This window comes from Helicobacter bilis (genome assembly GCF_001999985.1).
GTDB lineage: Bacteria > Campylobacterota > Campylobacteria > Campylobacterales > Helicobacteraceae > Helicobacter_A > Helicobacter_A rappini.
Genome location: NZ_CP019645.1, coordinates 1,807,377 through 1,827,188, shown reverse-complemented (window position 1 = coordinate 1,827,188; position 19,812 = coordinate 1,807,377). Strand labels below are relative to the sequence as shown.

At 37.2% G+C, this 19,812-nt stretch carries 13 protein-coding genes and 1 pseudogene; 5 read left to right on the top strand and 9 right to left on the bottom strand.

Annotated elements, in window-relative coordinates:
* Positions 1-471: 471 nt before the first annotated feature.
* Together XJ32_RS13340 and XJ32_RS08340 are read right to left on the bottom strand one after the other, a co-directional pair.
* Positions 472-531: a hypothetical protein gene (locus XJ32_RS13340; protein WP_367635305.1), complete on the bottom strand. Its 60-nt coding sequence runs from the start codon at positions 529-531 to the stop codon at positions 472-474.
* 261 nt (positions 532-792) lie between these two features.
* Entirely contained in the window at positions 793-1,284 is a 492-nt protein-coding gene (locus XJ32_RS08340) for a hypothetical protein (protein ID WP_077389002.1), read from the bottom strand.
* 294 nt (positions 1,285-1,578) lie between these two features.
* On the opposite strand from XJ32_RS08340, the gene XJ32_RS08335 reads away from it, so the two are divergent.
* The 4 genes from XJ32_RS08335 to pseH all read left to right on the top strand — a co-directional run bounded on the left by XJ32_RS08335 (position 1,579) and on the right by pseH (position 6,629).
* Positions 1,579-2,955, top strand: a complete 1,377-nt coding sequence (locus tag XJ32_RS08335; RefSeq protein WP_077389000.1) for an arsenic transporter — start codon at positions 1,579-1,581, stop codon at positions 2,953-2,955.
* 58 nt (positions 2,956-3,013) lie between these two features.
* On the top strand, positions 3,014-3,793 hold the full coding sequence (locus XJ32_RS08330; protein ID WP_077388998.1) for a 2-amino-4-hydroxy-6-hydroxymethyldihydropteridine pyrophosphokinase: 780 nt from the start codon (positions 3,014-3,016) through the stop codon (positions 3,791-3,793).
* Between the two features lie 131 nt (positions 3,794-3,924).
* A complete protein-coding gene (locus XJ32_RS08325; RefSeq protein ID WP_077388996.1) occupies positions 3,925-5,013 on the top strand; it encodes a cytidylyltransferase domain-containing protein in 1,089 nt (362 codons plus the stop codon).
* Positions 5,010-6,629, top strand: coding sequence for a UDP-4-amino-4,6-dideoxy-N-acetyl-beta-L-altrosamine N-acetyltransferase (gene pseH / locus XJ32_RS08320; protein WP_077388994.1), 1,620 nt, complete (start codon positions 5,010-5,012; stop codon positions 6,627-6,629). Before XJ32_RS08325 ends, pseH begins: the two co-directional genes overlap by 4 nt.
* A 116-nt stretch (positions 6,630-6,745) precedes the next feature.
* Here pseH and XJ32_RS08315 read toward each other — a convergent pair whose 3' ends face one another.
* Complete coding sequence (locus XJ32_RS08315; protein ID WP_155761495.1) at positions 6,746-8,140, bottom strand: PhoH family protein; 1,395 nt, start codon at positions 8,138-8,140, stop codon at positions 6,746-6,748.
* A gap of 193 nt (positions 8,141-8,333) precedes the next feature.
* Here XJ32_RS08315 and XJ32_RS08310 point away from each other — a divergent pair, with 193 nt between their 5' ends.
* The gene (locus XJ32_RS08310) at positions 8,334-9,923 is read left to right on the top strand and encodes a UDP-glucose dehydrogenase family protein (protein ID WP_077388991.1); all 1,590 of its coding nucleotides are present in this window, start codon (positions 8,334-8,336) and stop codon (positions 9,921-9,923) included.
* 147 nt (positions 9,924-10,070) lie between these two features.
* Here the strand turns inward: XJ32_RS08310 and XJ32_RS08305 are convergent, their stop codons facing one another.
* The 6 genes and pseudogenes from XJ32_RS08305 to alaS form a co-directional block, all read right to left on the bottom strand.
* Positions 10,071-10,706 (bottom strand): superoxide dismutase, encoded by a 636-nt coding sequence (locus XJ32_RS08305; protein ID WP_077388990.1) that lies wholly within the window; start codon positions 10,704-10,706, stop codon positions 10,071-10,073.
* A gap of 99 nt (positions 10,707-10,805) precedes the next feature.
* Positions 10,806-11,855, bottom strand: coding sequence for a DMT family transporter (locus XJ32_RS08300; protein ID WP_077388989.1), 1,050 nt, complete (start codon positions 11,853-11,855; stop codon positions 10,806-10,808).
* Positions 11,856-12,019: 164 nt separating this feature from the next.
* A pseudogene (locus XJ32_RS08295) lies at positions 12,020-12,454 on the bottom strand (DNA methyltransferase); the annotation flags it as partial.
* 52 nt (positions 12,455-12,506) lie between these two features.
* Positions 12,507-13,901: a restriction endonuclease subunit S gene (locus XJ32_RS12920; protein ID WP_077388988.1), complete on the bottom strand. Its 1,395-nt coding sequence runs from the start codon at positions 13,899-13,901 to the stop codon at positions 12,507-12,509.
* A 17-nt stretch (positions 13,902-13,918) separates the two neighbouring features.
* Positions 13,919-16,759 carry an N-6 DNA methylase gene (locus tag XJ32_RS08285; protein WP_254422325.1) on the bottom strand — a complete coding sequence of 947 codons (2,841 nt, stop codon included), beginning with the start codon at positions 16,757-16,759 and terminating at the stop codon, positions 13,919-13,921.
* A gap of 97 nt (positions 16,760-16,856) precedes the next feature.
* Positions 16,857-19,694 carry an alanine--tRNA ligase gene (gene alaS / locus XJ32_RS08280; protein WP_077388987.1) on the bottom strand — a complete coding sequence of 946 codons (2,838 nt, stop codon included), beginning with the start codon at positions 19,692-19,694 and terminating at the stop codon, positions 16,857-16,859.
* Between the last annotated feature and the right edge of the window lie 118 nt (positions 19,695-19,812).

Below are 19,812 nucleotides of genomic sequence, written 5' to 3'. Positions count from 1 at the left end.
CCCAATCTATTTCAACTCTGTTTTAATAGGCTATTGGTTTTAAATGCTTGTGCTGTATATAATGCAACAACATTCTAAAATCTCTCATCTATCTCAATGCTTTCAAGTAAATATACAAAATCTTTCTTATATATTTTCACATTATCTTTTAAAAAAATACAACCATTAACAATATTTTTTCATTTTTGAGAGAAAAAAATTATTGCCAAAAGACATGTTAAATCACCTTTTTTATTCACTCTAAGTTGTTGTGAAAAAGCAAACAAACATGAGCATATAAATGTCAAGGGGATTTTTATTTTTTATTAAAGCCATCTCTAAACGATGATAGGATTTTTTGCGATATTCAATCTCTTGCCTATCACTAAAACATCTAACTGTTGCTTTTTGAGGTAAATCAAATTCTAAAAATTCTTGATTTGATATACTCGATTATATCCTCATTGGTAAATCTAGCAAATATCTGTATAGTTATGTTTGCAAAGTTTCATCCATATCATTCAATATGTAAGTTTTTGCCTCAGTATTCATCGCAACAGTTGCACTACCAGCAAAAATATCCACAAAAGTACTAATTAGAATATGGAAAAATACCTACTAAACCACACCTAATTAAGCGACTTTTATTGCCCATATAAAAATTAGGACTAAAGATAATATTTTTTACTCATTCGTTAATTCTAGCAAAATTAGTCCCAAATTATGCGAAAAATACCCTCCCTCCCCCCTCCCCTTAAATCATATAAAATTAAAGGGCAAAATAATAAAATTAAAATAAAACTATAAACCAAGTTACTTCTTCATTTTTTCATCATTTGCTTTTCTTTCATCATCTGTATATAAATCTAACTCATATTCTATATTAGTATTTTCATAACCACCAAACTTATTTTGTAAATTAATTTTATCAGCACTAGCACAAGGCTTATCATCTTTTATAGGACACCAAATTTGAACGCCATAAAATTTACCTTTTTCTTTTTCAACAACAAAAGTAACAAAAGCTTCATCAACACCAAACATTTCAATCATTTTAGAATCCTTATAATCAGCCTTATTGCCTATAATAGATTTTCTATAATTATGATTAGGTTTTAAAATATAACCAAATTGTTTAGCAACACCTACAAAAGATACAGGGTCATATATTTTAGAATTAGGATACATCTCTTTAACTCTTTCTAATGCCCTTTTTTCTATATCCATATCAGCTGCAAACTCTTTATAATCATTACCGCCACCACATGCAATAAATACACTAGCTAAAGCACCACAAATAAACAATTTACCAAAGTTTTTAAACCCATCTTATATCCTTGTATGTTTAGAATTGAAACCATATATTAATATCTTAAAAATTACACATATCTTTACATGTAAAAGAAAAATTTATAATTTTTAAGATACAATACATAGAATGTATAGAAGAGAGTTAATTGACATACTACAATATATGAAAATACCACACAATCGCAAATTCGTAGATTCTAGTTTCTAAAAATTACGCCCCAAACCCTCTGTCCTATCCAAATTTGACAGAGTTCTAGTTTCTTAAATTTCATTCATAAGGCTAATTTCGTGAGTTTTCTCATTTTTACACTGACTTTGCTTTGCATTTATATCCGTCCTTTTAGGTTGCCTTTGTGGGTGTATAGCTCTCTTGGGGCATTGCTTTGCTTGGGGTTTGGGGTTGTAGGTTTTGCTGATGTGGCATTTGTATGGAATATGGTATGGGATAGCACGCTCACACTTGTTGGTCTCATCATCTTTTGCATTGTGCTTGAAAAGCTCTTGTTTTTTGACTTTTTAGCCTATAAGATTCTAAGATTTTTAAGTGAAAAGGGGGAGTGCGGGGGCATTTCTAGCTTTAAATTTTATGTGTTTATCGTGCTTTTTGGGGGATTTTTGGGGGCATTTTTTGCCAATGATGGTGCGATTTTAATTCTAACGCCGCTTATCATCGCCCTTTTTGGCAAACTAGATTCTAAAGATATGGAATCTAAGCTAGATTCTAAAAATTCAGCACAGATTCTAACACCGCTTGTGATTTTCCTGCTTATAGTGAGTTTTGTAAGTGATTTTGCTTCAAACACCTTTGTGATTTCAAATCTCACAAATATCATTGCCTTGCATTTTTTTAACCTTAATGCCCTAGATTTTAGCAAGGTTATGGCACTGCCACAAATTTTTATCATCATTGCTAGTCTTTGCTTTTTTATCCTTGTGCGTAAGAGATTGCCTAGAATCTTAAGGGTTAAGATTCCAAATGCGGAATCTAGCGGTGTAGAATCTAGCACAATGCCACAACAAAGCGTGATTATTATCTGTTTTGCCCTGCTTTTCTTGCTTTTATGCGGGATTTTTATAGCAAATGCTTTTTCTCTCCCGCTTTCTTCTTTCACGCTTTTATGTGCGACTCTTAGCCTTATTCTTGCGTATAAAAGGATTGAGATATTACCTTGCCTTAAGGCTTCGCCCTTTGGGATTGTGGTATTTTCTTTAGGGCTTTTTATCGTGGTGTTTGGACTACATTCTACAAGCTCTTTTATGCGTGATATTTTTGCGTTTTTCCTTGATGATTCCCTAAGCGATAGTTTTTCTACACACACTCTCACACAAATCTTTAGCGTTGGTGCGATTAGCTCACTTGGCTCAAGCCTTATTAATAATCTGCCTATGGTTATGCTTGGGAATCTTGCTTTAAGCGACTTTGTGGGGCTAGATTCTAGCTCTAGGGAGTTACTCATTTACGCTCATCTGCTCGGCTGTAATGTCGGGGCAAAGCTCACGCCCATTGGCTCACTTGCCACACTGCTTTGGCTTTTTAGCCTTAAACGATATGGCATTTATATTAGCTTTTGGCGGTATATGCTAGTGGCTTTACTTGTCGTGCCTTTTATGCTGTGTGTGGGGCTTTGCGGACTTGTGATGTATGCAAGTTTAATATCATTTTAAGTTTAAATTAATCTTAAAATACTACAATTCTAGCTTTATTTTAAGAAAAAGGGCAACTATGAAAGGTAAAGTTTTAGCACCAAATTTAATCAGCGGTGAAGATGGCAATCGCTACACTTTTGAAGCAAGTGATGTGTCAAATCTAGAGGGTAGGAGTGTGGAAAATCTCACGGGCTGTGAGGTGGATTTTGAAGCGAGTGAAAAGGTGGCAAAAAACATTTTTATCACAGGTGGCAGCATTAATATGGCAAATCTTCAAGGGCAGCTTATGGCAAATGACACACAAAGTATTCGCTTTAAGTTTTTACTTAGCATTGGGCTTTATTTTGGTGGGAACTTTATTTTTTTGATTCCATTTTTAGGCTGGGTGCTTGGAGGTGTTTTGATAATTGCTGGGTTTGTGCTGTTTGTGTTGGCTGTGCTTGGGACAAAACGCACAAGTGAAAGCCCAACTTTGTTTAAAAACTTTATTCTCTCTATCGCGGTTGTGGTGGTGGCACTTATTTTGGCTATGATTTTTGGTGGAACTGCGTTACTTGGGGGTATGGCTTATAGCTCGGATGGTGGATTTGGGCTTGTTGTAGCGGTGATATTGCTTATTGTTGGTAGTATTGCGGCACTTGTATATAATCTCTTATTTTTTAGAGAATTAGCTTTTGTTACCGAGCAGAAATTCTTGCTTTGGGCTTTCTATGCAAATATTATTGGAAGCATAACAGCAGTTATTTTTATCGGTTGGTTGGTTATTGTTGCGGCTCTTATATTGTGGATTATTGGATTCTATCAAATGAAAAATATCCGCAAACGCACTGCAACTGATGTAATGCCTTGGTTTTAGTGTGGTGATATGACTTTACATATTGCAAGATTTCTGTAAGTTTTATAACGATTGAGGCTTGTTTGTGAATCTTTTGTGCTAGAGTGAATGGGATTTGCTTATCACATGTTAATGACATTTAAGGAATATGTGTGAAACAAATTGATTGTGTGATTATCCCAGCTCGTGGTGGTAGCAAAAGGATTCCTAGAAAAAATATGCAGCCCTTTTGTGGCATACCTATGCTTGAGAGAAGTATAGATTTAGCAAGAAGGCTGAGTGATAATGTGATTGTAAGCAGTGATGACTACTCTATGCTGGAGTTTGCTAAAAACTTAGGGGCATATCCATTGCTTAGAGATAAAGCCTTAGCAGATGATATGACACCGACTTTACCTGTGATTATCCATGCTTTATTGCCTTTTATCAAGGTTGATTCTTTTGATAAGGGATTATTAGATTCTAAGTTGCTTTTCTCTAGTTTATTTGATTCTAATACACTTAGACATAAATCACAAAATAATAAGAGTTTAGATTCTAGTGATTGTCATATTCAGTGTAGAGAAATATCTAGCATATCAAATAGAGATATTTCACCTTTTTCAAAGGCTCAACATGATAGGATTTTAGATTCTAAAAATTCTATTCTAAACCCATCAGCCCACATAGAATTTGACAAGAAACTAGAATCTAACAATCACGCACAAAGCACAGAAAATGCAAATACAAGTGATTCTAAACATACTCAATCATCCCACACAAAAGATTTACCACATATAAATAATATCTTGCAAAGCGATAAAAACACAACACAAAATAAACCCGCATTGCAAATATTCCCACACTCAAAAGTCCTATGCCTTTATGCCACAGCGATGTTTGCCACAGAAGAGATTATTTTAGAATCTTGCTTTATGCTTGATAAGAATCCAAACACAGCCTATATAGTCGCCATGCTTGAAGCCTCAAAGACATTCCGCTCTTTTTGCCTTGATAAGTCTAGGCATTTAAACTTCTTATTCCCAGAGTTTATAGGCACTCGTTCGCAGGATTTGCCACAGGCTTTTATCGATGCGGGGCAGTTTTATTTGGGCAGGGCAGAGAGTTTCTTAAGAGAGATTCCTTTACTTGGGGATAAAAGTATGGGGATTGCCATGCAGCACGCACATGATATTGATACTATGCTTGATTTAGCGATTGCAGAGAGTCTTTTTAGCTATATCAATAAGGGCGGGGAATGAAAATACGCATATTAACAGAGAGTGAAAAAGGCTTAGGTTTAGGACATGTCGCAAGGTGCTATAATCTTGCTAGAGTGTTTGTTAGTATGGGGTATAATGTCGATTTTTTTGTGCGAGGGAATGCGACTTTTAAGGATTTTATCGCAACACAAGGCAGGATTGAAGGTAAAGAAGCAGCATGTTATCCACTTGCATTGCAATGGGAAGAGATAGAAAATCCTTCACTACTTCATAGCGATATTTGTATCATCGATAGTTATCAAATATGTGATTTTACCCCTTTTTTAGAATCTAGCAATGTGCTTGTAATCTTTGATGATGATGGCAGACATTTTGAGTTTTTAAAACGCATTGTGAGAGAGAGAAATAACACAAAGGCAAAGCTTTTTTTACTTAATCTCAATGGATTCTATAACACACAGACAATAGATAGTGATATAAGAGAGCATATATTTTCAGGCTTAAAGTATGCGTTATTGCACCCATTTTTGTATAGCCTAGATATTACAAATAGTAAGAGAGAGAGTGAATTTTTTGTATGTTTAGGTGGTGAAGATTCTAAGGATATAAGTAGTGAGATTTTTACGCAGTTACTAAGCTTTGCAAAAAGCATTGTAGTGGTTGTTGGACCCAATTATAAGGGCAGTTTGCTTAAAAGCAAATATCTATGCGACAACATAGATTCTATGAATCCTTATAGAATCTATTCTAACATCACACATGCAGAAGTTGCCACACTTTTAGCAAAAGCAAAGCATTGCATTGTATCAGGCGGTGGAATCTTATTTGAATCTTTGAAACTCTGCCCAAAAGTCTTTGCAATAAATCTAGCGACAAATCAAGACATACAAATAAGCACATTAGAAAAGCAGAATCTAATCCGCACAATCACACTGCCCCTGCAACCCACGATATTTGAAAGTCTAGATTCTGACAACACCTTAAAGCCAGAGATTGGCACACATATAAAAGACTTTGTTACAGGGTTAATCTTTAATGCACTTAATCACACACTAAAAGCTAAACAAGAGATAAAAGCAAAAAACTTTCAGCTTGATGGATACAGTGCATTTGATTTTTGCAACCTAAGCCATAAAGATTCTATGAATATACTCACATATAGGAATCACCCTTTTGTGCGAGAGAGAATGTATGGCAGTAGCGTAATTAGCGAACAAGCACATATTAACTTTTTGCAATCCTTGCCCTATGATGAACATGCTAGATATTTCCTTGTAAAAGACATAGAATCTTTACAAACGATAGATGGAAACACTACGCATGATATAGGTGTCATTAGCTTTTCACGCATTAATCTCAAGCACAAAAACGCCTATCTTGGAATCTATAAAAATCCATTTTTAGCAAAACATAAAACGAAGCGATATGGGCATATACTCATGCAGATGATACAGCATATTGCTTTTTGCCATTATAATCTTTACATGCTTTATCTTGAAGTCGTTGCCACAAACACACATGCACTAAATTTCTATGAAAAAGAAGGTTTTTCCTATCTTGGCACTTTACAAAATGGCTTTAGAGTCTATGAAAACAACGCTGAAACTTTCCATAATGTCTTACTTTATGGCATGAAAAATCCACATTTAGAGTGATTGGGAATTTTGTGTCTTAGAAAGCTTATGCGAGTTTAAATTTTAAAGTATGATATTGTAGCTCCAGATAGCCTTAATCAAGAGATTAAGAGTTTTGCTCACATTACACTAAGCAACTAAAAATTAGAATCAAACCAGCTAGCGATTTCACTTCGTATAGTATGCTTTAATTGTAAGCCAAATATAAAATCATCTTTTTGTGCTTTTAATAATAGACTTAAAGCCCCATTACGCAAGCGGCTAAGATAGGGGTGATCGATCTGATTGTAATCACCAAGAAATACAATGCGACTTTTCTCTCCCATACGCGTGCCTATAAGCTTAATGGTCGCATCAGAAGCATTTTGCACCTCATCGAAAATCACAAATTTATTATGTAGCGTGATACCTCTAGCATGTGCTATATCCATAACTTCAATGCGGTGTTTATCAAGAAAATATTGCGTTGCATGCTCTTTATCAAAGCCTTTACTCTCACCTTTATATTCGATACGCTTTGCAAGGGAATGCTCCTTTAAACGCTCGATAATGAAGTTTATGCTACTAAATAAGGGATACATAAAATAATGTAGCTTCTGGTCTTCATCACCTTTTCTAAAACCAAGCTCTGCTTCCTTATCATTTGCTGTGATGGTGTTTCGCAAATACACGATGCCATCGACAACGCCCATTTTTTGCAGTGCAATACCCGCTTGAAGTGCTGTTAAAGTCTTGCCACTCCCTGTGCTACCTGTGATAATGCTTACATAATTATTCGCATGTAAAAGGATCGCATAGGCGAGTTTTTGCTCGACATTTAGCGGCAATATATAGGGCTTTTGTGTGGCAATAATAGAATCTAAATCAAGTATTTCAAGTGTGTCATTTTGCTTAATGCCAAAGTGCTTTCTCCCCGTTTCATACCGCATACTATCAGTCATATCCATCTCATTGATTTCAAAAATATGCCAATTACTCAACTTTTTAAAAGTATCGCTTTGACTAAACTCTTCTGTATCGCTACCATCTCGCAATAACTCTATTTTATGGATAAAGCTGATTTCTTTTGGACTAGCGATTGCGGCTTGATTAAGTGAGGAAGATTCTATATTTTCTATCATGGATCGCACACGCAAAGCAATGTCATTTGTAAGCAACAATAGCCTATAATCCTTTGCAATCTCTCTAAGGCGCGCATCATTAAAGCCATAATCGCTATGTGCCGTGCGATATATCGTGCGTGTAATCACAAAAAGTGGCACACAAATATCTTGTGCCTGAAATACAATACAAGTAATATAGTCTGTTGAAAGCTGTGGTGTGATACTTGTCATACTCTCTTTTGAAACATTGTGAATGCGGCGGAAAAACTCACGCGCAAAATAGCCACTCTCACTTTGCTGATCCTTTTTCCTATCAAGCTCTTCTAAAACAATATCTGTAATAAAAAGTTCCATATTTTTGTTGTGTAAATCAATGAGATTCTGTGTGTTATCAAGGATAATTGAAGTATCAAGCAATACCTGCTGCATTACGCCCCTTATGCTAAAATATAGTGATAATTTTAGCATAATAATGCGGTGAAAGAGATGAGATAGATATTAGACTTAGTTTTAGCCGTATTGTTTGGAATCTAAATGTATTTGCTAAAGGATATTGTATAAGGTTTGTTATAATTTAGCTTTTATTAAAATATATCGAGTTGATAGCATATAAAGGATACAAATGCAGGTTACGATTATTGGTAGTGGGTATGTAGGGCTTGTGGCTGGGGCGTGTTTTGCCCAAATGGGAAATGAAGTGATTTGCCTTGATGTAGATTCTAAAAAGATAGAATCTTTAAAGCAAGGCAAAATCCCTATCTATGAGCCGGGCTTAGAAGAAATGGTGCGTGAGAATGCTAGGCTTAAAACTTTGCGTTTTAGCACGGATAAAAAGGAAGCTATCTCAAATGCGGAAGTGATTTTTATCGCTGTTGGCACACCGATGGGTGAAGATGGCAGTGCGGATTTAAGTTTTGTTAAAGCTGTGGCACAAGACATTGGCAGTCATATAGAGCGAGAATATGTCGTGGTGGTGGATAAAAGCACGGTGCCGGTGGGAACGGCTAGAGAGGTGAGAAGAATCATAGAATCTGTGTTAATTAAAAGGGGGAGGCATTCAGCTTGTCAAGGCAATTCGTCTTTGGGTAATCATAGTAGCGATTCACAAAGTGAAACGCCCACTTTAGAGGCGTTGTCGGGGTGGGGGATTGCTAAGGGGGAGAGAGCGACCTCGCCTAATTCAAGCCCCTCCCCCTTAGCTCAAAAAAAAGAAGCAGAACAAAATTCCTTTTTGCGAAAAGAAAATAATGAAAACAACGATGATTTTTTAGAATCTAACATTCATCACTCAACTGAAATGCAACCCATCGCCTTTGATGTCGTAAGTAATCCTGAATTTCTCAAAGAAGGCGTTGCGATTAAAGACTTTATGAGTCCAGATAGAGTGGTTATCGGCACAGATTCTACAAGGGCATTAGAAGTGATGAAAGCCTTGTATGCGCCATTTTTATTGAAAAGTGATAGGCTCATTGCTATGGGGATAGAATCTGCGGAGATGACAAAATATGCGGCAAATGCGATGCTTGCTACAAAGATTAGTTTTATTAATGAGATGAGTCAAATCTGTGAGCGTGTGGGGGCAAATATCAATGATGTGCGACAGGGCATAGGCAGCGACTCACGCATAGGATATAGCTTTATTTATCCGGGCTGTGGGTATGGGGGGAGCTGCTTCCCTAAAGATGTAAGAGCATTGGAAAAAAGTGCAAAAGATGTGGGCTACACGGCAAAGATTTTGCAGGCGGTGCAAGAAGTCAATGAAAAGCAAAAAATGCTGTTGGTAGAAAAGATTGTTAGGCATTTTGGGGAGAACTTACAAGGGCTTAGCTTTTGTGTATGGGGGCTTAGCTTTAAGCCAGAGACTGATGATATGCGTGAGGCAAGCTCTTTGGTGTTAATAGATGAGCTAACTAAGCGTGGAGCGAGGATACAAGCCTATGACCCAAAGGCATACGAACAAGCGAGATTCTATCTCAAAGATAAATTATCTTCTATTACATTTATGGAGAGTAAATATAGTGCGTTGCAGGGCTGTGCAGCGTTAGTGCTGCTGACTGAATGGCGGGAGTTTAGAAGCCCTGATTTTGGCGAAATAGCAAAGCTGTTAAAAGAGCCTGTTATCTTTGATGGGCGAAATATTTACCAGCATTGTGGCTTAGAATCTAAGGGCTTTAAGTATTATCAAATAGGCGTTGGAAATATAGAATCATAAAAACTAGATTAAGTATATTTGAAATCTCAATGCAAAAAGATTGAGAATCTTTGCGGAATATGTTAGCCAAGCTTTCAAAAGCTTGGCTGTTGGATTTATAGAGATTATAAAATCTCTATTTAATGTCTATGTGCTTAACATTGCAAGTTATTTTTTATGAATGCCATTAATATAGAATTTAATAGATTCTACACCATTCTTTTTTGCCCATTCATACGCACTTGACACAAACGCCCAGTGGATGTGTGAGAAAAACTTCTCCAAATACGCAGGACGCGCGTTTTTATGATCAATATAGTAAGCATGTTCCCACACATCAACCACAAGCAAAGGCACTTTATTATCTGTGATAGGTGTTGCTGCATTGCTTGTTTGCACGATTTCTAACTTTTTTGTAGTCAAGTTATACACAAGCCAGCACCAACCAGCACCAAATAGAGTTGTCGCAGCTTGTATAAACTTCTCTTTAAAGCCTTCAAGCGAACCAAACTCTGCATTAATCGCTGCACTCAAATCAGCACTTATATCTGTTTTACTTGGTGAGATGCAATCCCAGTAGAAGTCATGGTTATATACTTGAGCGGCATTATTAAAAAGACCACCATTTGACTTTTTGATAATATCATACAATTCCGCATTTTCAAACTCACCACCTTTGATAAGGTTATTTAGATTTGTTACATAAGTTTGATGATGCTTACCATAGTGATATTCAAAAGTCGTAGGGGTAAGGAAGTCTCCAAACGCATTAGTCTCATAGGGTAATTTTCTTAATTCAAACATATTATCTCCTGAAAAATTAAAATGAAGCTATATTATAATATACTTTGCTTAATATTTGTGTGGTTGGAAGCTAAATTATAATAATGCCTTATCTAAACCCTAATAACTTTCCTTCTTTGCAAAATACGCACCAATAAGTATAATGCAAATCCCGCATATTTCAAATATACCAAGTTTCTCACCAAGTATAAAAAAGCCCATTAACGCCGCAATTATGGGAGAAAAAAGTAGCACAAGAGATGAAGTTTGCGTATTGACTTTACCCATAATATAGTTAAAAAATCCTTGTCCAATCACCTGTCCGCATAAAGAAATAAGGGCGATTATACCAAAGTCTTTCATGTCTTTTGGGACTTCAAAGCCCTCAAAAATTAAGGCAAGGACTAAAAGTGTAAGACTTGAGCCAATGCAGGCAAAAAACATAATCTCCAAAGTCCCATATCGTTTTCTTAGTGAGTAAATCACAGCTAAAAATGAGCTATAACATAGCACACTTAAAAATGCCATAAAGTCCCCAAAGGGCGTTGCCACACTTAACTCGCCCTTGCCGCCAACCAAGACAACAATGCCACAAAATGCCACAATTGCCCCGATTAAAAGGCTTTTTCTAAACTTTTCCTTGAAGAAGAAAATGCCAATAGGAATGAGAATGAAACACGCAAGAGAGCCAAAAAGATTCACATTTGCCACGCTTGTATGCCGCAATGCGATATTAAAAAACAATAAATCAAAGGCAAAAAAGATTCCAGCAAGCATCATAAAAGCAATATCTTTGAATGGGATTTTAAACACATTTTGTCGTGCATTTGCCATAAGCCAGAAAACGGGCAACGCCAAGACTATGCGATAGAATCCTAAGTTTATAGGCGACATATCTGTAAGCTTTACAAGCACACTAGCATAGATGATAAAGCTTTCTGCAAGGATTGCAAGAATAATAAAAAAGCTAGAATTTTTAGGAATCTTTGGAAGTTTAAATAACTTTTTTTTACGATTAGATTCTGTATCCATTTTGCGTAGTGTATGATTTTTGATAGTGGAGTTTTTGAAATTTGTCTCATTTGGGTGCGTGCAGGGTTTGGGTTGCAAAAAATGAAATTTAGAATCTATTAAGGTAGAAAGTCTATTGTAAGTTGTGCCATGAAACATGAAGAAATCCTAGAGATTTAGATTCTAGAATTATAAGCAAAAATATAGGATATGTAGTTTTTAAAGCAAGACTAAAACTATATTGTGATTTAGACTTTTGGAATCTAGCCCATTTAAATGTTGAGTGTAAGCAAACTTTCCAAGGTCTTAGAATATTTACGCTAAGGATAACTGCCAAACATCAATTTTTTAGTGGTATTGGTGCGATTCCATATATATAAATCAAGTAAAAAGAGAGAAGTAGATTCTAAAATGCTATGTTGTATATCGCTTTGTAAGTCAAAAATATGGCGATTATAATGCGTTCTCAAATCCCTTTTAAACATCGGCATTAAAGGCACATTGATACACAGCTTGCCACTTGGCTTTAGCACCCGCTCACATTCACGCCATACTTTTAAAAGCTCTTGTATATAGATTTTATACTCGCCAATAGCACCTAAATCACCCTTTTTAGAATGAGAATGTATCAAATCTTGGTAGCCATTTTTCGCATAATCTTTGATATTAAAATACGGCGGTGAAGTAATAATCAAATCCACACTGCAATCACTCACTTCACACATATTTTGACTAGATTTATAAAAGATTGTATTCATTTAGTTGAATCTTTCCTTATTGACTTTATTTAGTTTTGTGTGTTTTGCAGTCTTATTTTACCACCTTTTTGTAAGCTTCTCTCTCCCTTTCTTGCCACAACACCACGCTTTTTATGCACTCTTTTTGGAGGGCTTTGATGAAGGATTCTATAAAGTCAAAATCAATATTGTTAGAATCCAAAACAGGCAGTAAAATCTCTGTTTCGTTGAAAGTCTTTTCAAAATCTCGCACCAAAACACCTTGAAAAATCTTTTGATTTTTATTTAGCCAAGTGATGAAAAATTGTGCGATTGTAGTATTTAACCCACTAAATTTTGGATATAAAGTTTTGGTAAATTGCCCTGCATAAAAGTCCTTTTGCATATAGAAAAACTGCATTCCAAGCATACCTACGGCTATGCTTTCTCCCTTGATTTTATGCTCCTCGTCTAAATACTCCACATAACCTGCTATGCCATTATTTAAACAAGTGCGGGTAAAGTAAGGATATGGGGCATTTTCACTAAAACTAAAACTATCTTTATTTAACTGCGGATTAGATTTTACGCTAAAAAGTTTTTCGCATTTAAAGCTTTTCCACTCTATGTTGTGATTTTTGTCATATTGAGCTAACTTTGTTAGCGAAATATCTTTGTTAGATTCCGCTTTAGATACTTCGCCCAAAGGCTCAGTATGACAGGGAGAAAAGTCAGTTTCAAGCAAGAAAGATTTAGAATAATAAGGCTTAAATTGAGAATCTTGTGCTTTAAGTCCCTTGCAAAACTCTTCATACTCACTAAGGGTAAAGCTTACCCCCCCCCCCCCGTTAATCACGGCATTATAGGCTTTTAGCTTACTCTCCCAGAATCTATAAAGTGTCTCAATGTGCTGTTTTTCAATGGCTTTGATGAAGGATTCCATAAAGTTAAAATCAATATTGTTAGAATCTAAAATAGGTAACAAACAAGGCAAGTCAAAAGCCCTTGATGCTCTAAGCTTGTTACCAAAATCAAATCTACCCATTAAGCTTTTTTGAATGCTCGCACAAATAAATAACATAATCTCTTTGTTAAAAAGTTTGTGTTCATTCCAAAACACCCCCACATCATCACTAGCCCCAAAATCATAATCTCTATAAAAAACATTGCCTAATATATCTATTGTAATAGCGTTAGCCTTGAATTTTCTTGCATTATCATTGCCGATAAAGCCACAAATGCCATTATTTGTAATCCCAGCCATTACAAAAGGTAAATCGCCTTGAATATGGTCTTCCTTTTTAAGTCTTGCGCCTTGCTGTATATTTTCAAACAACTCGCCGATTTTAAAGCTTTTCCACTCTATGTCATCTTTCGCACTGCTAGATTCTAGCTCTTTTTGCGCTAGGGTGCTTAGGGCAGTGTTAGCAAAGCTCTGCCACTCTCTAGAATCTGTAAGCGTAGAATCTTGTAAGGCTTTAAGCGGCATTTCGTGTGAAATGCCGCTTACTCTCTCTCTCTCTCTCTCTCGTTTAGTGCGCTTAGATTCTCAAAAGCTTTTAGTGCGTCTTTTTCTTTTTGGCTTAAAGTATAATCATTTAAGCCTGTAACCTTAAGATACGCCTCGAGTTCCTCGAGTCGCTCCGCCTCGAGTTCTTTAATATAAGATTCCATATAGTCAAAGGCTATTTGGTAGTTGTTAGATTCTATGTTTATTTTGTCATTTTCTAAAGAAGCTTTGCTTTGAGCGTTAGCGAAAAATCTAGATTCTGTATTGCTAGATACTTCGCCTAAAGGCTCAGTATGACAAGCGGTGGGCAAAACGGGCAGAGAGATAACAATATCCTTAATATCATCTTCGGTTGAACCCACACCCCAAGTGAAAGTTTCTAAAACTTTTTGATAAATTGAAGCGAAAAATAAAGCGTGGATTTTAGTAAAAGGCTTAAATTTTGGGGTTAAAACTTTTACTTTATTGCCTGTAAAATAGGGTTTTTCTTGGTAAAACACACTAAAAGTATCTTGTGCAAAAGATAAAGTATTTGCGGGGTTAAGATATTTCCTATTTTCACAAAGGTAGCCCCTAACGCCATTATTACGCGTAGAACGAACAACATAAGGGTAAGAATTTGGAATCTCATCATTATAAATTGTAATTTGATTAGCGTGAAAAATCTTTTTGCTTGAACTTACTTCAAACAACCCTCCAAGCTTAAACTCTCTCCACTCGCCCCCGTTTTGCTTGAAGTCTTTTTCAAGCTCTCTCAAACGAGGGCTAAGGGCGTTTCCCTCCAGCCCACCTTGTGTAGAATTTTGATTTTTCAGCACATTGCTTACTTCCCACGCTAGATACTCACTCACGCATTTTTTAAAGTCCTGCAAAGTTGGCGTTGTGTCTATCTTTTTGTGTTGAGAGTAAGTCCAGTCTCTGCCCTCTAAATTTATCGTGTCTTCTATATAAAAATCTTTATAGTAGTGAAGATAGCCGCTCCCATATAGCACAACATTGATAAGCTCTTCATATCTCGCTTTAGCGTTATCTGTGTCTTTCAAATTTGTGCTTGCTTTTGCCTTTTTGCGTGCGGCTCTTGTGTAGCCATCGCTAGAGAAATCAATAAATTTTACCATTTGCTTCACATTATGAGCCTTACCCACCTCAAAAACATAAATGGCTGTTTGCACACTGCTTTTCCCTGCAAACAAATCACTTGGCATTTTAATGCTTGCTAGTAGGGTGCTATGCTTTAAAATATCGGCAGTGTAGGGAAGTCCATTACCACTGCCTGCATTTTCTTGGATAATCACACACGCCCTGCCTTTGCTCATTTTCCTTAACGCCCTTTCCACAAAGATAAAGCCCTTGCCACTTGCAGAATAGGGGGGATTTAGCAAAAATACATCGGCGGGGAAACTCTGCCCCTTTTTATCGCCTTGCTCATAGCTTCCATTAAAGTCTTTCAAGCTATCTTTATGCAAGAGATTCGCCGAGCCATCATCAAGCAAAATCATATTTAAGATACCAAGCAAGTAAATATCACTTCGCTTTTCTATCCCTAAAAGTTGATAGGCTTTGATGTGAGCGATTTTAGCTTCTATTTCTTTTGGGCTTTGCAGATTTTGTGCGTCTTTTATCATCGCATTCATAGCCGAGATGAGAAATGCCCCAGAACCAGTGGCATAATCCCACACAAAAGAATCTTTATTCACCCCTGTAAGAGAGACCATCATATCTACTACATAGCGAGGGGTTAGCACTACATCATTTTTTTCATTATCAGGGACTTCAAGCCATTTTGTAATGGAATTAAAAAGCCTACCTGCGATGTCGGCAGTTTGAAGCTTTTTCACAAGGGGGAGGATATTATCAAGCACGATTTGATAAGTCTTTTTTAAAGGGCTTTCATCACTTGTATGGAGCAAGTTCTTTGTATAGGAGCTTGGTGTATGAAGCTTGGAGTGGATAAAGGCAGATTCTAAATCATTAATAACCATAGCGACTTTTTCTTGTGGGAGATTTTTCTCGCATAAAAAATCTTTGATTTTATTTAGGAAAATCTGCCCATCATTTGAGTTAGCCCCTTGCTCACATTTTAGCTCTTCTACTTTTAGGGGTGCGATTTTGCCTTTTACGCCTTGTGCTGCCATAATCATACCTACAAGCAAGGCGACTCTTGTGTTTGGATTGATATTTAAAAGCTCATCGTGTAAGAATTGATTGAGTGCGTTGAGCTTAGATTCTATATCGCTTTCTAAGTTTTCTATCGCATTTTCACGCTCTTTTTCATCTAGTGATAGAGAATCTAGCTTTGTAATAAAACTCTCTAAATGCTCTTTAGAAAAGCAACTTAAATCGCTAAAATCGCCAATTTTCTTAGGGACGGAGAGATTTTTACGATTAAGATAATAAAAAGCATATTGAGTTTTTAGCTCACTGGCATCTTCATAGCCATTAATACCAAGTGCGATAACTTCATCATAGCTATGTGTATAATCTAAAATCGCATTTGCGTAATGCACTGCACCGTTAAGAGCATATTTATTAATATTATCATAATGTGGTTCGCCCTTATTGTTGATATTTTCTATTTCTCCATTTTTAAGCTTTTCTAATCTACCTTTTGTGCCTTTGACTTCTATCATCACGGGGATTTTTCGCCGTGTCTCTGTGGTAAGAAAAAGCTTAATATCTGGGTAATTTTTCCCACTACCACCACTTTTGCTAGGGTATTTAGCAAGAGCAGAATCTATATCGCTATTGATAGATTCTGTCTTTGTATAGTAGGATATGCCAAACTCTCCTAACTGCTGCTTTGTCCTATCTTCTATGCGTTCTTCTATACTTGCCATTACTCTCCTTTATACGATTTAATAGAATAATTTTTGCTGTAATCCTATCTCTTTTCTAGTCATATTCCGATTTCTCCCTTGCTTCCTTTTTTTGTCTTTAGCCCAGCTTCTCTCTTGCGATTTGTTTTGCTAGATCTAGAGCTTCTTGGACTTTGCTAGATTCTGTAATCTTACCTCCAGCGGTGGCAAAGTCATCTCTGCCCCCACCATTGCCGCCTAAGATTTGTGCGACTTGCTTTACCCACGCTCCAGCTTTAAGGCTAGATACGCCCTTTACTCCAGCGGTTAGAGAGACTTTGCCACCAGATTCTGTTACAAGCAAAATCGCTACTTTTTCATTCTCATTTTTCGCCCTATCTATGATGTCCTTTGCCTCTTTTGCCTCCACTGAATCTAGTTTCAACACGATGAATTTCACGCCATTTATTTCTTCATAATCTAGGCTTTTGACACTCTGCTTTGCCTTGTTCGCACTCTCTCTTGCCTCTTTTAAAGCGTTTTGCAGCTTTGCCACACCTTGCAGGACATCTTGGGCTTTTAGCTGCTCTTTTAGGCTTTTTATAGATTCTAATGCTGCCTTGCCATAATTATAAGCCGCTTTGCCACACACCGCTTCAATACGCCTAACCCCGCTACTCACGCTACTTTCACGCACGATATAAAAGCTCCCAATCTCTGCGGTATTGTGGATATGAATCCCCCCGCATAGCTCAATAGAATCCCCAAGGGTTATCACACGCACACTCTCCCCATACTTCTCGCCAAAGAGTGCCATAGCCCCCTTTGCCTTGGCTTGTTCTATCCCCATAGTCTCGCACACTTGCGGGGAAGATTCTGTGATTTTTTCATTCACTAGGGCTTCTATTTGTTCTAACTCATTGACGCTTAACGCCTTTGGGTGAGAGAAGTCAAAACGCAGGCGATTAGATTCTACAAGGCTTCCAGCTTGAGCGATATGGCTGCCTAGAATCTGCCTTAGGGCGTAATGCAGTAAATGCGTGGCGGAGTGGTGTTTAGCGATTTCAAAGCGACTAGAATCCACTTGTGCTTTTACCAAATCCCCCACTTTTAGCATACTTGTGGCAACGACTTTGGAGAGATTTAGCCCAAAATATTTTTGCGTATCTAAAACTTTAGCGATTATGTTTTGCGGACTACTAGAATCCACTTTGTGAGCTACTTTGTTTGACTCTTGGCATTTTAGGCTTGCAGAATCCACAATTCTAGTATTTGCGGTGTGGCTGTGCAAGTTTTGAGAATTTTGGGGAAGGTTAGCGACCTTGTCGGTCGTGCCTTTCACAAAATTCTCAACCTTGTCGCATTGCATACCCAAAGACGAATTGCTTTCAAGTAAAACTCCCTTATCCCCAATCGGTCCGCCTGACTCTGGGTAGAACGGCGTAGATTCCAACATCACCCAGCCCTCTTGCCCTGCCTGTAAAGATTCCACTCTTTTAAAGTTAGAATCCAAAAGGGCTAGAATCTTAGATTCCACACTCATACGCTCATAGCCTACAAACTCATTCTTTCCATACTCACTTAAAAGTGCATTAAAATCGCCATCTTTTACACTATCGCCGCTTCCTTTCCAGTGTGCTTTGCTTCTATCTTTTTGCTCCTGCATACATTTTTCAAAGCCCTGCATATCCACGCCCAAGCCAAGCTCACGCAACATATCTTGTGTTAAATCAAGCGGAAAGCCGTAAGTGTCGTAGAGTTTAAAGGCTATTTCACCATTAAAACTTTTTTCATTCTTTTGCCGCATAGAATCTAGCTCGGTTTGAAACAACGCCATTCCCGATTCTATCGTCTCAAAAAACCGCTCTTCTTCTGCCCTGCATTGCTCTTGCAGGGCGTTTTTACGCTCTATCAAATAGCTATAATGTCCGCCCATAGAATCACACACTACCCCTACGACTTCATATAAAAACGCTTTTCTTAAGCCCAGCAAATAGCCGTGCCTAACTGCTCTGCGTAAGATTCTACGCAAAACATAGCCCCTGCCCTCTTTGTCAAAATTCACCCCTTGTGCGAGTAGAAAAGCGACAGCACGCGCGTGATCAGCGATGACGCGGAAGCTTGCAATGTCTTTCTTACAAGAATCTATTATATCTTTTGCAAAGCCCATCGTGTTTTTAAGCAACACACTATCGCGGTAATAGCTCTTACCTGTAAGCTCCTTAATACACTGCATTATGGGTGCAAAAAGACTAGAATCAAAATTATTTATCTCACCCTCTTTCAACGCTATCACTCGCTCTAGCCCCATACCTGTATCAATGCTAGGCTTAGGCAATGGTGTCAAAGTCCCATCAGCACTTCTTTCATACTGCATAAACACAAGATTCCATATCTCTAAAAACCTATCCCCCTCACCGCCAAAATAATCTTCTTCACTATGAAAAAACTCTGCTCCTTGATCCACATATATCTCACTGCAAGGTCCGCAAGGTCCTGTATCACCCATTTGCCAGAAGTTATCCTTATCGCCCATTCTCTTAATGCGGCTAGATTCTATATGCTCGCACCACAGCTCATAAGCTTCATCATCGCTTTCGTGTATCGTTACATACAGCACCGACTTATCAAAGCCTAAAATTTCTGTTACAAACTCCCACGCATACGCAATCGCCTCTTTTTTAAAATACGCCCCAAAGCTAAAATTTCCTAGCATTTCAAAAAGCGTGTGATGTCGTGCTGTGTAGCCGACATTCTCTAAGTCGTTATGCTTCCCACCCGCACGGATACAAAGCTGTGAGCTTGTGGCGATATTTGGACTTGGGATTGGAATCTTACCTGTGAAAATATCCTTAAACTGCACCATTCCTGCATTGGTAAAAAGCAAACTCGCATCATCTGGCACTAAAGGCATAGAATCATAAACCTTATGCCCTTTGCTTTTAAAAAACTCTATATATTTTGCTCGTATATCCATATATGTATTCCTTGATTTTTGGGTATTTTGCTTTGCATTATACATTATTTTTATGTGTGCTTTATTTACAAAAAATACGCTTAATGTAAAATGTTATTGGCTATGGTATTGCTTTTGC

Bases quoted from the DNA above. Each gene is read 5' to 3' on its own strand.
- XJ32_RS08315 (WP_155761495.1), bottom strand. From the start codon at position 8,140: ATGCAGCAGGTATTGCTTGATACTTCAATTATCCTTGATAACACACAG.
- XJ32_RS08285 (WP_254422325.1), bottom strand. From the start codon at position 16,759: ATGGCAAGTATAGAAGAACGCATAGAAGATAGGACAAAGCAGCAGTTA.
- XJ32_RS08310 (WP_077388991.1), top strand. From the start codon at position 8,334: ATGCAGGTTACGATTATTGGTAGTGGGTATGTAGGGCTTGTGGCTGGG.
- XJ32_RS08305 (WP_077388990.1), bottom strand. From the start codon at position 10,706: ATGTTTGAATTAAGAAAATTACCCTATGAGACTAATGCGTTTGGAGAC.
- pseH (WP_077388994.1), top strand. From the start codon at position 5,010: ATGAAAATACGCATATTAACAGAGAGTGAAAAAGGCTTAGGTTTAGGA.
- alaS (WP_077388987.1), bottom strand. From the start codon at position 19,694: ATGGATATACGAGCAAAATATATAGAGTTTTTTAAAAGCAAAGGGCAT.
- XJ32_RS08300 (WP_077388989.1), bottom strand. From the start codon at position 11,855: ATGTTTCATGGCACAACTTACAATAGACTTTCTACCTTAATAGATTCT.
- XJ32_RS12920 (WP_077388988.1), bottom strand. From the start codon at position 13,901: ATGCCGCTTAAAGCCTTACAAGATTCTACGCTTACAGATTCTAGAGAG.
- XJ32_RS08330 (WP_077388998.1), top strand. From the start codon at position 3,014: ATGAAAGGTAAAGTTTTAGCACCAAATTTAATCAGCGGTGAAGATGGC.